The following is a 12,586-nucleotide window of genomic DNA, read 5'->3' as shown; positions in this document are numbered from 1 at the left end:
TCGTGTCTGTGGCGTTGGCTGACTCCTCAGCGCCCCAGCTCAGCCGAACGGTCATGGCTGGCCTGCATCGCCTCGGCGAAGGCGGCCCGCACGGCGTGCTGGTCCAGCACCTTCAACGCCTGGGCGGTGGTCCCGCCAGGACTGGTGACGTTCTCCCGCAGGAGGCTGGGGTGGGTGCCGGACTCGACGAGCATGGCCCCGGCACCGAGGATGGTCTGGTTGGCCAAGGTGCTGGCCACGTCGCGCGGCAGGCCCAGCTGCACGCCGGCCTCGATCATGGCCTCGGCCACCGCGAAGACGTAGGCGGGCCCCGAACCGGACACGGCGGTCACCGCATCCTGCTGGGATTCCGGCACGACGACCACCTCGCCGCAGGCCGCCATCACCTCCCGGACCCGCTCCAGCTGCCCGTCGGTCACGCCCTCCGCGACGGAGATGGCGCTCATCCCCCGCCCCACCAGCGCCGGGGTGTTGGGCATCACTCGCGCCACCGCCGTGCCCTGGGGCAGGTGCTGCCGCATGCTGGCCAGGCTGATGCCGGCGGCCAGGCTGACCACGACGGTCTCCCCGCCGAGGGCGGGTGAGAACTCGTCGAGCATGGCCGTGATGTCCTTCGGCTTCACGGCCACCACGATCACGTCGCTGCCCTCGACGGCCTGCGCCAGCGGGGCGGCGGTGACGCCGTAGCGGTCGACGAGTTCGTCGTCGCGCTCCGTGCGCCGGTTGACGACCACCAGTTCATGGGTGCCGGAGCGGGCCAGGCCGCTGAGGACGGCCTCCCCCATCTTCCCAACACCAACCAGGGCGATCCGCATGTCAGCCCTTCAGGTTGGCCGCGACCACCTCGGCCACCTGGACGGCATTCAACGCGGCGCCCTTGCGCAGGTTGTCATTGCTCAGGAACAGGACCAGGCCCTTGCCCTCGGGGGCGGACTGGTCCCGTCGGATCCGGCCGACATAGGACGGGTCCTTTCCGGCCGCATCCTGCGGGGTGGGGACATCCATCAGCTCGACGCCGGGGGCATCGGCCAGGATCTCGGCGGCCTGCTCCGGGGTGATGTCCTGTTCGAACTCGGCGTGCACCACCAGCGAGTGACCGCTCAGCACCGGCACTCGCACGCAGGTGCCGGCCACCAACAGGTCCGGGATGTGGAGGATCTTGCGCGACTCGTTGCGCAGCTTCTGCTCCTCGTCGGTCTCACCGGTACCGTCGTCGACGAGGTTCCCGGCGATCGGCAGGACGTTGTAGGCGATCGGCTTCACATAGGGCGCCGGGTCCCCGAAGTCGATGACCGATCCGTCCAACCGCAGTTCGTCGAGCTTGCCGGACTCGACGCCGGTGCGGAACTGCTGCTCGGCATTGACGACGGCGGCCCCGCCGGAGCCGGAGATGGCCTGGTAGGTGGCCACGACCAGCCGCTTCAGGCCGGCGGCATCGTGCAGCGGCTTGAGCACCGGCATGGCGGCCATGGTGGTGCAGTTGGGGTTGGCGATGATCCCCTTGGGCGGGTTCTTGGCGTCATCGGGGTTGACCTCGCTGACCACCAGCGGAACCTCCGGGTCCAGCCGCCAGGCCGAGGAATTGTCCACCACGATGGCGCCGGCGGCGGCCACCTTGGGGGCGATCACCTTGGAGGTGGAGCCGCCATTGCTGAACAGGGCGATATCCAGGCCGCTGAAGTCAGCGGTCTCGGTGTCCTCGACGGTGATCTGCTGCCCCTTGAAGGGGATGGTCTTGCCGGCCGAGCGGGCGGAGGCGAACAGCCTCAGCTCGTCGACGGGGAAGTTGCGTTCCGCCAGCAGCGTCAGCATGACGCCGCCCACCTGACCGGTTGCTCCAAAGACTCCTACGCGCATGGTCCAACCCTACGGGCTGTGCCATGAGGCCTCGTCGAGCGTCCACGGTGGGCACGGGTGAGCGGCGGCCCGGCAGCGCGGGCACGGCTGCACGGCCCCTCCCCGGCCCTCAGAGCCAGGAGACCTTGCCGGCCAGCAGGGCGTACCCGACGAAACTGGCCACATCCAGCAGGAAGTGGGCGATCACCAGGGGCCACAGCCGCCTGGTGCGGGTGAACCACAACCCGAAGATGATCCCCATGATGAGGTTGCCGACGAAACCGCCGAAGCCCTGGTAGAGGTGATAACTGCCCCGGATCACGGCGGAGACCAACAACACCACCAGCGGCGCGATCCCGGCCTGCCGGGCGCGGGTGAACAGGTAGCCCACCATCACGAACTCCTCCAGCACCGCATTGGCCGCCGCAGAGGCCACCAGCAGCGGGATGGTCCACCAGAACTGGCCCAGATTGGCCGCCTGCACCGTGGTGTTCAGGCCCAACGCCCGGGCTCCCAGATAGAGGCCCAGCCCGGGGACCCCGATCCCGGCGAACAGCACGCAACCCCACGCCAGGTCCCGACGCCAGCCGGCCCGCCCCAGCCCGAGGATGGCGCGGACCCCGCCCCGCGGATGGGCCACCGTGCGCAGCAGGTAGAGGGCCAACAGGGCGGGAACGGCCAGGAAGGCGATGTCGGCACACTGGAAGAGCGCACTCAGCCACGGCCGGTCCGGGGTGGCGGCCTGGTTCAGGGAACTGGTCTGCTGGTTCAGCGCCACCTGCCGGGTGAGCCGCTCGATGATCCGCAGGATGGAGTAGGCCGCCGACTGCCCCAGGGAGAGGGCCAGCAGGATGAAGGCCTCGGCCAGCAGCAGGCGACGCAGCCGGGTGGAGCCGGACCCCTCGACGGGCGCGGCGGCCGGGGTGGACTCCGGCTCGGGAAGCGGGGCGGACTCCGGGGTCGGCATAGGGCTCATCGACGGGTCACCAGGGCCCGGAGCAGGGGCATCACATTGGCGGGGCGCTCGGCCACCCGTCGCACCAGGTAGGAGTACCAGTCCGGGCCGACGGGCAGGTGCACCCGCACCCGGTGCCCGGTGTCCACCAGCCGGCGGTGCTCCCAGGGCCGGACCCCGTGGTACATCTGGAACTCGTAGTCCTCCCGGGAACGGTGGTGGCTGGCGGCCTGCTCGTCGGCCAGCGCCACCAGCCGGGGATCGTGCGTGGCCAGCATCGGGTAGCCCTTGCCCGCCATCAGCACCGCCATGCAGGCGGCGAAATTGGCGTCGATCTCCTCGCGGCTGGTCAGGCTGACCGAATGCGGCTCGGAGTAGCCGCCCTTGCACAACCGCACCCGGGCGGGCAGGGTGGCCAGCCACCGGCTGTCGGCCAGGCTGCGGCGCAGCTGGCTCTGCACCGTCACCCCCAGCCACGGGTAGTCCTGTTGCAGGGTGGTGAAGCTGGCGAAGGTGGCATCGGTGGTGCCGTGGTCCTCCAGCTCCAGGGTGACCCGGCTGCCGGCATTGCGGGCGGCGGCGCAGATCTCGGCCAGGTTGGCGGTACTGAGGTGCTGCCCGTCACGTGGCAGGGCCTGGCCCAGGCTGGACAGCCGGACGCTGACCTCGCTGACCGGCCCCAGCCCGGCCCGGCCGATGGCCTCCACCAGCGTCAGGTGGGCCCGCCGGGCGCGGGTGGCCTGTTCCCGGTCCTGGGCCGTGGGCAGCAGTGGCTCCAGGCTGGCCTCCAGACCCTTGTCCCGCTGGTCGGCCACCAGCCGGAGCGCCTGCTCGGGATGCTCGGCGGCCACGAACCGTCGCGCCACCTCCCGGGCGGCCGGGCTGCCGGTGACCATCCGGTGGGCGCGACGGGAGCTGCCCAGCCGCTCCAGGGATCGGCTCAGCGGCCCCAGCGGGCGGGTGATCTGCTCGTCGGTCATCCGGCCTGGCCCAGGTGGGTGCGCAGGTCCGCCAGACAACGCGCCAGGATCTCCTCCCGGGCGGCCCGGGAGCCGGCCTTGCGGGTGTTCACCTCCAGCACCACGTGCCCGTCGAAGCGTCGCTCGGCCAGCCGGTGCAGGAGTTCGAAGGCCTGCTGGTCACCCTCGCCGGGCAGCAGGTGCTCGTCCTTGAGCGAGCCGTTGCCATCGGTGATGTGGACATGCCGCAGCCGGGGCCCCCAGGCCTCCAGGTAGTCCAGCGACTGCTGCTTGGCGGTGGAGGCGTGCGAGAGGTCCAGGGTGAGGTGCTCATAGGGCAGCTCCGTGGGGTCCCAGCTGGGCACATAGGCCTGGAAGGGCGTGCCGGGGGTGCGCCACGGGTACATGTTCTCCACCGCGAAGGTGACCCCGGTCTCCTGGTTCAGGCGTCGGATTCCCTCGACGAAGGTCCGGGCATAGCTGGGCTGCCACCGGAAGGGCGGGTGTACGACGACCACCTCGGCCCCCAGTCGTCGGGCGGCCTCGGCGGAGCGTTCCAGTTTCTCCCAGGGGTCGGTCCCCCAGGTGGCCTGGGTGACCAGCAGGGTGGGCGCGTGGATGCTCAGCACCGGCACCTGGTGGTAGTCCCGCAGCGCCTCCACCCGGTCGATGTCGGCGGCCAGCGGGTCGATCCCCACCATCACCTCGACGCCGTCCCAACCCAGGCTGGCGGCCACCTCAAAGCCGGAGGCCGTGGATTCTGGGTAGACCGAACTGGTGGACAGCCCCACCTTGGCGGGGCTTGACGCTCTGGTCTCCGGGTTGGCTGTCTGGTCCACACCACCAAACTAGCCGCTGTCCCCCGCGGCCGGGGGCAGCGGCACCGCTGGTTGGTCCAAGCCCGGTAGGGTGCCAGCCGTGAATGCCGTGCCCGTGGAGATCACCCGCCCCTTCCCCCGCAGCTGGGTGGAGTTCACCGACCCGGCCAATGAAGACCAGGTGCTGCGCTGTGACCTGACCTGGCTCACCTCGTCGTGGGCCTGCATCTTCGGCGCCGGCTGCCCGGGGATCGACGCCAGCCGCCCCGACGACGGCTGTTGCGTGCTGGGGGCGCATTTCAGCGAGCCGGCCGACGAGCAGCGGGTGGCCGCCCACGTGGCCAACCTCACCCCCGAGAACTGGCAGAACTTCACCGAGGGGCAGCACGGTTGGGCCATGGACGACCCGGACGAGGACCCGGACCCGGCCGACGACGATGCCCAGCCCGGCCGCAAGACCCGGGTGGTGGACGGCGCCTGCATCTTCCAGAATCGGCCGGATTTTCCCGGCGGCGCCGGTTGTGCCCTGCACGGCCTGGCCCTGCGGGAGGGAATCAGCCCCATCCAGACCAAGCCTGACGTCTGCTGGCAGCTGCCCATCCGGCGCAGCTACCGCCACCTGGAACGGGCGGATGGCACGCCCTGGTTGGAGATCACCATCGGCGAGTACACCCGGGAGGGGTGGGGTCCGGGCGGTGCGGACCTGGACTGGTACTGCACCTCCAATCCGGCCGCGCACGTGGGGCAGCAGCCGGTCTACCTGTCCTGCCGCGAAGAATTGGTGGAATTGATCGGGCCGCAAGCATATTCCGAGCTCTGCCGGCTGATTGAGCAGCAAAATGGCGTCGCACTGCCGCATCCGGCCGGGAAATGAGGGCTCCAATGACAACCGTCCGGCTGAACCAGTTCACGCCCGCCGGCCGAGGATTTCCACCTCCGCAATATCCGCGACGCCCCTAGTCACCGGCGTTTGTTTGCCCCAGTTTCGCGATCGGGGCAGGAGCCCGCAAGAATGTGCTCATGCATGTCGACCATCTCGTTTTCGCAGCTGGACCCGCAGGCCTCAAGGCGGAGGTCGAACGTCTGGGTGACCTGTTGGGCGCCCAGTTCAAGGATGGTGGATTCCACCCGCGCTTCGGCACCCGCAACCACATTCTCCCGCTGGCGGACAACCGCTACCTGGAGGTCGTCGAGGTGCTGGAGCACCCCGCTGCGGACAAGGCACTATTCGGCCAGGCCGTGCGAGCGCGCACCGAGATGGGCGGCGGCTGGCTGTCCTGGGTGTTGAGCGTGGAGGACATCGTCCCCTTTGGCGAGCGCGTGCAACGCACCCCCGTCGACGGCTCGCGGCACTTCCCCGACGGCCGGCTGCTGGAGTGGAAGCAGGTGGGTATCAAGGGCTTGCTGGCCGACCCGCAGCTGCCCTACTTCCTGCAGTGGACCACGCAGGACCACTCGGTGCTGCCCAGCGCCCTGCCCGGTGAGATCGACGTGTTGGAGATCGACATTGCCGGCAACAAGCCCCGCATCGAGGACTGGATTGGCCAGGAGCTGGGCGAGGAGTTCGACGGGGTGAAGCTGAACTTCACCGCCCCCAACGGCCAGCCCGGCATGGACGCCGTCACCTTCCAGACCCCCACCAAGGGGATCGTGCGGATCTGACGCCCAACTTTCGACGTGCTGCGGCGCGGCCCCGTCCGGGGCCGCGCCGTTGTCGTTGTGGCGGATTTGTCAGAGGGGCCGTCTAGGGTCGTCGTCGTGGCAAGGACGAAGGAAGACCAATGGGCCTGCACGGAGTGCGGGTGGACGTCGGCGCGCTGGGTCGGCCGGTGCGGGGAATGCCAGGCCTGGGGCAGCGTGGCGGAACGCGGCGCCCCCAAACTGGCCGAGGTCACCAGCAATGTTCCGGTGGCCAAGGCCATCCCGATCAACCAGGTGCCCACCAATACCACCACCCGGCACCTGACCGGGATCGGGGAGCTGGACCGGGTGTTGGGCGGCGGTCTGGTACCCGGGGCGGTGGTGCTGCTGGCCGGCGAACCGGGGGTGGGCAAGTCAACCCTGTTGCTGGAGGTGGCGGCCAAGTGGGCCGCTGCGGGCCGGCGCACCCTCTATGTCACCGGGGAGGAATCGGCGGCCCAGGTGAGGCTGCGGGCCGACCGCACCGGCGCCCTGGGCGACGAGCTCTATCTGGCGGCCGAGACCGATCTGGGGACCGTGCTGGGCCACGTCGAGGAGGTGGAGCCCAGCCTGATGGTGCTGGACTCCGTGCAGACCATCGGCACCGCGCAGGCCGACGGCTCCCCCGGCGGCGTCACCCAGGTGCGGGAGGTGACCGGCGCGCTGGTCCGGGTGGCCAAGCGCCGCGGGATGGCGGTGGTGATCGTCGGGCACGTGACCAAGGACGGCAACATCGCCGGCCCTCGCACCATGGAGCACCTGGTGGACGTGGTGCTGAACTTCGAGGGTGACCGGCACTCCGGCTTCCGGATGGTGCGGGCCGCCAAGAACCGCTTCGGCCCGGCGGACGAGGTGGGCTGCTTCGAGATGGGCGAACGGGGCATCGTGGAGGTGCCGGACCCGTCGGGGTTGTTCACCACCCACCACGAGGAACCGGTCCCCGGAACCTGCGTCACGGTCACCATGGAGGGCCGACGGCCCCTGCTGGCCGAGGTGCAGGCCCTGGTGGCTCCGGCTCCCAATGAGAAGAATCCGCGCCGCACCACCAATGGCGTGGAGTACTCCCGGGTGGCGATGATCCTGGCCGTCCTGGAGACCCGGGCCGGGATCAAGCTGTCCGGCAAGGACGTCTACGTGGCGACGGTGGGCGGCGCCCGGGTGGCCGACCCGTGCGCGGACCTGGCCATCGCCGTGGCCGTGGCCTCCGGCCAGCTGGGGGTCAACTTCCCCAAGCGGGTGCTGGCGGTTGGGGAGGTGGGGCTGGCGGGTGACCTGCGTCGCACCCCCGGTCTGGAGCGACGGCTGCAGGAGGCCGGCCGGTTGGGCTTCGAGCTGGCGATCGTGCCGGCCCGCTCCCGGGACGTGACCCAGAAGGTGCCGCCGCTGGGTGGGCTGAAGGTGGTGGAGGTGGCCAATGTGGCCGAGGCCCTGGGCGTGCTGGGGCTACGACGCCAGCCGCGGGGCTGACCGTGCCCATGGGCCGCCCGGAGCCTCTGTTCCGGGATTCCCTCCACCAAGCCACCACCGGAACCACCTTCCGGGCCCCGGCCGGCGGCCAACCCACGGAAAACCGCTCGGCCCACCGCGGTGGCTGCGCGGTGGGCCGAGTGGTGAGTCCCTGCTGACAAGGCAGGCGTTCGGAGGTATCCAGATCGGCGACAACGATTATTAACACTGGATACTCCGGTGAAACTAGTGGACGCTGGGGGTTGACGTCAACTCCGTCGGCATTCACCTGGTCGGTAGGATCGCCCCCATGGCAGCACCTTCCCCCACCGATGCCCAGGCAAGACCGCGTCGCTATCTGGCCCTGTTGGCTCCCGGCACTCCGCTGCGCGAGGGGCTGGAGCGGATCCTGCGCGGCCGCACCGGTGCGTTGGTGGTGCTGGGCAATGACCCCCGGGTGGAGGCGATCTCCACCGGCGGCTTCGCGCTGGACGTCCAGTTCACCCCGACGGCGCTGCGGGAGCTGGCCAAGATGGATGGCGGGATCGTGCTGTCCTCGGACTTCGAGCGGATCCTCGCCGCCGGGGTGCACTTCGTCCCCGACGGGAATCTGCCCACCGTCGAGACCGGCACCCGGCACCGCACCGCGGACCGGATCGCGCAGCAGACCGGCATGCCGGTGGTGACGGTTTCGGCATCCATGTCCACCATCGCGCTCTTCCTGGACGGGCAGCGCCACCCGGTGGAGACCTCCGAGGTGATCCTCTCCCGCGCCAACCAGGCGCTGGCCACGCTGACCCGCTACCGGGAGCGGCTGCAGCAGACCACCCGGGTGCTGTCCGCGATGGAGGTGCATGACCAGGTCACCGTCAAGGAGGTGGCGCTGGTGGCGCAGCGGATCGAGATGATCCGACGGCTGGAGCGCGAGCTGCGGGGCGGGGTGGCCGCCCTGGGCGTCGACGGCCGGCTGCTGGAGATGCAGCTGGACGAGCTGACGTTGGGCGTCGACGAGTCGGCCAATGCGCTGGAGCAGGACTACCGGCCCCAGGGCCAGGATGACTTCACCTTCCGGGTGGCCGCGTTGGAGGAGCTGACCCCAGCCGAGTTGCTGGAGCCGACGGTGGTCGCCCGCACCATCGGCTTCGGGGACGCGACGGACCTGGAGACCCGGCTGGAGCCCCGCGGCTACCGGCAGATGGCCCAGTTGGTCCGGATCCCGCAGGGGCTCGGCCGCCGCTTGGTGGAGCACTTCGGCAACCTGCAGGCCCTGTTGGGGGCCACGACGGCGGAATTGCAGGAGGTGGAGGGGATCGGCGTCGGCCGGGCGCGCGTCGTGCGGGAGGGCCTGGCCCGGATCGCCGATGCCGTCAGCCCGGAGAACCTGGACTGATCCGGCCGGGAGTGGGCCAACAGGTCAGCCCGGCAGGAGTTCGTCGCGCCGGGCCTGCACCTCGGCCCGGATGGCCTGCAACACGGCCCGCGCCCCGGCCCGGCGCAGTTGCCCGGGGGCCAGCGCGGCCACGAAGGTGAGAGTGGGCCGGACCTCGTCGGGCAGCACCGGCACCAGATTCGGGTACCGGTCGGCCAGGAAGCGAGGCAGCAGGCCCAGCCCGGCACCCCGTCGGGTGGCCTCCAGCTGGAAGAAGACGCTGGTGGAACCGACGGCGACCGCCCGCCGCGGCAGCACCGCCAGGTCCTCCACCCGGACCAGCCCCTCCACGTAGTAGACCAGCGAGTGTTCGGCCAGCTCCGCCCGGGAGCGCGGGGCCGGCCGACGGGCCAGGTGTTCGGCGCTGGCGTAGAGACCCAGGGTGTAGGGAGACAGTTCCAGCACACCGGTGCGCCGGGCCGTCGAGCGGGCCAGGCCGATCTCAACGTCGGCATGGCTGCCCTGGAGCAGCGGCCGGGTGGCCGTGGTGACCTCCACCTCCAGGCCGGGGTGCCGAGCACGCACCGCCGCGACGGCGGGGGCAACGAAGCAGGCGGCGAAGGCCTCGGGGCCACTGACCCGGACCAGGCCCACCAGGTCCCCCTCCCCCGCGGCGCTGGAGCGGGCGTCCAGCAGGGACCGCTCGATCTGTTCCGCGGCCGGCAGCAAGGCCCGGCCGCGGGCCGTGAGGTAGCTGCCCTGTGCCCCCGTGGCCAGCACCGGCGAGCCCACCTCGCGCTCCAGCCGGTGGATCCGCCGGGCCACCGTGGTGTGGTTCAACCCCAGCGCCTGCGCGGCGCCGCTGAGGGTGCCCGCCCGAGCCACCTCCAGCAGGACCACCAGGTCATCGGCATTCATGGGCTGATTCTCGCGCTGTTGTGCGGATCCGCACAACAGCATCGCACTATTGGGCATTGTGCGCAGAGCGCCCGGGCAGCAGGATGGCTCGCACCGCCAGCAACAAGGAAGCGCTGCCCAACCCTGCCCCGGCTGCCGCGCGTCGCGGCCAGCGACCCGTCCATCCCGCCACACCCGGCGAGGACCACCACCGGATGACCCGGAACAGCATTGGGCAGTGTTTCCCTCACGACGAAGCCCCGGGCGCCGATGCCTGTGGCTCCGGGAACGGACCAGCATGCTCCTCGGCCTGATCGGCATCATCATCTCCCTTGTCCTGCTCATGGTGCTCGCCTACCGCGGCGTCTCCGTGGTGCTCGCCGCCCCGATCTGCGCCTTCTTCGCGATGGCGATGTCCGGGGCCCCGCTGCTGCCCGGCTACACCGAGATCTTCATGCCGGCCCTGGGCAACTTCGTGCGCAACTACTTCCCCCTGTTCGCGACGGGTGCCATCTTCGGCGGCCTGATGACCGCCGCCGGCTATGCCAAGGCGATCGCCCAGATCCTGGCCCGGACCTTCGGCGCCAAGCACGCCCTGGTGGCCACTGCGCTCACCTCCGGGCTGCTGACCTATGGCGGCATCTCCACCTACGTGGTGGTCTTCGTGATGTTCCCGCTGGCACTGGAGCTCTTCCGCCAGGCGGACATCCCGCGACGCCTGATGCCCGCCACCATCGCCGTCGGCAGCCTCACCTTCACCATGACCGCGCTGCCCGGCAGCCCACAGATCCAGAACATCATCCCCGGCAATGCCTTCGAGACCAGCGCCTTCGCCGCCCCCGGCCTGGGCCTGCTGGGTGGCGCGATGATGCTGTTCAGCTCCCTGGCCTGGCTCACCTACCGCAGCCGTCAGATGACCCGGGCCGGCGAGCACTTCGCCGCCCCCACCGAGGCGGAGAAGCAGCGGGCCTCCCACGGCGAGGCCGTCGACAGCCACGCGGAGGTGAGCGAGGAGTCCACCCATTCGCTGCTCACCCCCGCCCACCCCGGGCTGGCCTTCATCCCGCTGCTGGTGATGTTCACCGTCAACCTGGTCTGCACCAAGTGGGTGCTGCCGTCGATGGACTGGAGCTTCTTGGCCAACGATCCATACAAGGGCGCCACCCTGGGCAACCGGCTAGCGATGTGGGCCGCGCTGGTGGCCATGTTGTCCTCGGTGCTGACCGTGCTGGCGCTCAACCTGCGCAACCTGGGCGTGCTGTGGAAGGTGATGGGCGACAGCGTGAAGAATGCCTTCATCCCCATCCTGACCACGGGCTCCGAGGTGGGCTACGGCGCCGTCATCGCCAGCGCCGCCGCCTTCGCGCTGATCCGGGACAGCATCCTGGGGGTCAGCGGCAGTGCCCTGATTGCGTCGGCCGTCTCGACGTCGGTGGTGGCCGGCATCACCGGCTCCGCCTCCGGCGGCATGACCATTGCCCTGAACGCGATGGGCGCGGAATTCAAGCGGATGGCGATCGAGCAGGGGGTCAGCCTGGAGGCGATGCACCGCATCACCGCGATGGCCTCCGGCGGCCTGGACTCGATGCCCCACAATGGCGCCGTGATCACGCTGCTCCTGGTCTGCGGCCTGACCCACCGCGAGTCCTACAAGGACATCTTCATGGTGACCCTGCTGATCCCGGTGCTCACCGTCGCGACCCTGATCCCGGTGGTGATGGCCTTCGGGTCCTTCTGAGCGACGGCGCAGCTCCCCTCAACCGCATCCCGCGCTGGGGGCTCGGGGGCGCAGCGCCCCCGATGTGTCACTTCAGGTTCATCACCAGGGTGGCCGGCTCGGCACCGTCGGCGCTCACCGTGGCCCGGTAGGTGCCGGGTTGCAGCTTCTCGGAGCGGAGCGTGCAGCCGTCGGCGGAACGCTTGCCGGGCCAGGTGACGCTGGTGCTGAACGCCTTGCCGGGCGCGAGCTCGACGACATTCTGGCTGGTGGGGGCCCACTTGGAGCAGTGCACGGTGGTCCAGATCCGGTCGGACCCGGAGGTGACCTGCACCTGCACCGGGGCCTTGGCCAGGTCCAGCTTGCAGGCGGCATTCCCGCCATTGGTCAGGATGACCGTGAGGGCGACGGCGGCGCCGGCCTTGGGTGCCTTGTCCCCGTCGATGGCCAGGGTGAGGCCGTCGGAGCCGCAGGTGGTGGGCTGGCTCGGGGTGGGCGTCGCCGAGGCGGAGGACGGCGAGGCGCTGGGCGAGGGCGAGTCACTCGTCGAGGCCGTGGCCGACGGGCTGGCGCTGGGGCTGGCCGACGTCGAGGGTGTCGGGGTCGCTCCCCCGGCCTGGGCCAGGGAGGACGGGTTCTGTGGGGTGGCGGCGACGGTGCCCTGGTCACCGCCCCGGAAGAGGCCGGACAGCACCCACCAGATCATCCCCAGTGCCAACAGGGCGGCGACGACGACGATGGCCCGTCGGATCCAGTAGGTGTTCACTGATTCGGGGCCGGAGGGACGCATCACCGAGTTCATGCCACGATCGTAGGGAACCGCCGCCGGGTTGCCGGCGCACCACGCCCAAATCCGGACCCGCGCGGCCGCATCCACCGTGGTGAACTCCCGCTGGCCGACGGCGGGGT

At 70.5% G+C, this 12,586-nt stretch carries 12 protein-coding genes; 5 read left to right on the top strand and 7 right to left on the bottom strand.

From position 1 onward, the window contains the following. Window positions 1-26: 26 nt before the first annotated feature. From proC to AAEX60_RS11570, 5 genes are all read right to left on the bottom strand, one after another. On the bottom strand, window positions 27-815 hold the full coding sequence (gene proC / locus AAEX60_RS11590) for a pyrroline-5-carboxylate reductase (protein ID WP_342103653.1): 789 nt from the start codon (window positions 813-815) through the stop codon (window positions 27-29). 1 nt (window position 816) lies between these two features. Then, window positions 817-1,857: an aspartate-semialdehyde dehydrogenase gene (locus tag AAEX60_RS11585; protein WP_342103651.1), complete on the bottom strand. Its 1,041-nt coding sequence runs from the start codon at window positions 1,855-1,857 to the stop codon at window positions 817-819. A 109-nt stretch (window positions 1,858-1,966) separates the two neighbouring features. Continuing rightward, window positions 1,967-2,812: a CPBP family intramembrane glutamic endopeptidase gene (locus AAEX60_RS11580; protein ID WP_342103649.1), complete on the bottom strand. Its 846-nt coding sequence runs from the start codon at window positions 2,810-2,812 to the stop codon at window positions 1,967-1,969. Beyond that, the gene (locus AAEX60_RS11575; RefSeq protein WP_342103647.1) at window positions 2,809-3,771 is read right to left on the bottom strand and encodes a proline dehydrogenase family protein; all 963 of its coding nucleotides are present in this window, start codon (window positions 3,769-3,771) and stop codon (window positions 2,809-2,811) included. Before AAEX60_RS11575 ends, AAEX60_RS11580 begins: the two co-directional genes overlap by 4 nt. Then, window positions 3,768-4,589: a sugar phosphate isomerase/epimerase family protein gene (locus tag AAEX60_RS11570; protein WP_342103645.1), complete on the bottom strand. Its 822-nt coding sequence runs from the start codon at window positions 4,587-4,589 to the stop codon at window positions 3,768-3,770. Before AAEX60_RS11570 ends, AAEX60_RS11575 begins: the two co-directional genes overlap by 4 nt. Before the next feature lie 79 nt (window positions 4,590-4,668). On the opposite strand from AAEX60_RS11570, the gene AAEX60_RS11565 reads away from it, so the two are divergent. From AAEX60_RS11565 to disA, 4 genes are all read left to right on the top strand, one after another. After that, window positions 4,669-5,442 carry a hypothetical protein gene (locus AAEX60_RS11565; RefSeq protein ID WP_342103642.1) on the top strand — a complete coding sequence of 258 codons (774 nt, stop codon included), beginning with the start codon at window positions 4,669-4,671 and terminating at the stop codon, window positions 5,440-5,442. A gap of 146 nt (window positions 5,443-5,588) precedes the next feature. Further along, window positions 5,589-6,230: a VOC family protein gene (locus AAEX60_RS11560; RefSeq protein WP_342103640.1), complete on the top strand. Its 642-nt coding sequence runs from the start codon at window positions 5,589-5,591 to the stop codon at window positions 6,228-6,230. Between the two features lie 96 nt (window positions 6,231-6,326). Next, the gene (radA, locus tag AAEX60_RS11555) at window positions 6,327-7,715 is read left to right on the top strand and encodes a DNA repair protein RadA (RefSeq protein ID WP_446721316.1); all 1,389 of its coding nucleotides are present in this window, start codon (window positions 6,327-6,329) and stop codon (window positions 7,713-7,715) included. Between the two features lie 289 nt (window positions 7,716-8,004). Further along, window positions 8,005-9,084: a DNA integrity scanning diadenylate cyclase DisA gene (gene disA / locus AAEX60_RS11550; RefSeq protein WP_342103637.1), complete on the top strand. Its 1,080-nt coding sequence runs from the start codon at window positions 8,005-8,007 to the stop codon at window positions 9,082-9,084. Between the two features lie 24 nt (window positions 9,085-9,108). Here the strand turns inward: disA and AAEX60_RS11545 are convergent, their stop codons facing one another. Next, window positions 9,109-9,981, bottom strand: coding sequence for a LysR family transcriptional regulator (locus AAEX60_RS11545; protein ID WP_342103635.1), 873 nt, complete (start codon window positions 9,979-9,981; stop codon window positions 9,109-9,111). A 277-nt stretch (window positions 9,982-10,258) separates the two neighbouring features. Here AAEX60_RS11545 and AAEX60_RS11540 point away from each other — a divergent pair, with 277 nt between their 5' ends. Beyond that, window positions 10,259-11,698, top strand: a complete 1,440-nt coding sequence (locus tag AAEX60_RS11540; protein ID WP_342103633.1) for a GntP family permease — start codon at window positions 10,259-10,261, stop codon at window positions 11,696-11,698. Window positions 11,699-11,765: 67 nt separating this feature from the next. On the opposite strand, the gene AAEX60_RS11535 is transcribed toward AAEX60_RS11540, so the two are convergent. Next, on the bottom strand, window positions 11,766-12,479 hold the full coding sequence (locus AAEX60_RS11535; protein ID WP_342103631.1) for a DUF4232 domain-containing protein: 714 nt from the start codon (window positions 12,477-12,479) through the stop codon (window positions 11,766-11,768). Window positions 12,480-12,586: the final 107 nt, after the last annotated feature.

It is taken from the genome of Luteococcus sp. H101, assembly GCF_038433155.1.
In the GTDB taxonomy this organism is placed as follows: domain Bacteria; phylum Actinomycetota; class Actinomycetes; order Propionibacteriales; family Propionibacteriaceae; genus Luteococcus.
This window is presented reverse-complemented; position numbering and strand designations above follow the sequence as displayed.